This window comes from Jeotgalicoccus sp. S0W5, assembly GCF_011634875.1.
Classification (GTDB): Bacteria; Bacillota; Bacilli; order Staphylococcales; family Salinicoccaceae; genus Jeotgalicoccus; species Jeotgalicoccus marinus.
This window is the reverse complement of the sequence record NZ_SIRQ01000016.1, coordinates 1-533: the sequence shown is the minus strand read 5'-3', so window position 1 is coordinate 533 and position 533 is coordinate 1. Positions and strand designations below refer to the sequence as shown.

At 36.0% G+C, this 533-nt stretch carries 1 protein-coding gene; it reads left to right on the top strand.

The genetic code is table 11. The features are described 5' to 3' along the window. The coding region (locus EYB29_RS09870) for an AMP-binding protein (protein ID WP_166627154.1) at window positions 1-533 on the top strand (533 nt) is incomplete at both ends.

Below are 533 nucleotides of genomic sequence, written 5' to 3'. Positions count from 1 at the left end.
TCAGGGACCACGGGGACACCCAAAGGAGTTCAAATTATTCATTCTAATATTAGTCGCCTAGTAAAAGGTACGGACTATGTAGATTTTAATGCGCCACACATATATTTACAGTTATCTCCAATATCATTTGATGCTTCTACTTTTGAAATTTGGGGAAGCTTATTAAATGGAAATAAAATGATTATAATTGAGTCGAATCGTCCTACACTTGATGAAATATCCCAGAAGTTAGAAACTGAAAATGTTACGATTCTATTTTTGACAACCGCATTATTTAACCTAATGGTTGATCATCATCCAAGTTCATTACAAAATTTGAGGCAGCTACTGATGGGAGGGGAAGCAGTTTCTGTTCACCATGTCAAAAAAGCCCTCTCACTTAAAAAATTCACATTGACACACGTGTATGGACCTACTGAGAATACGACATTTTCTACTTATTTTAATGTACCGGGAGAGTGGAAGGAACAAAGCACAGTGCCAATCGGTAAACCAATCAATAACACCAAAGCATATATTCTGAATACTGATTT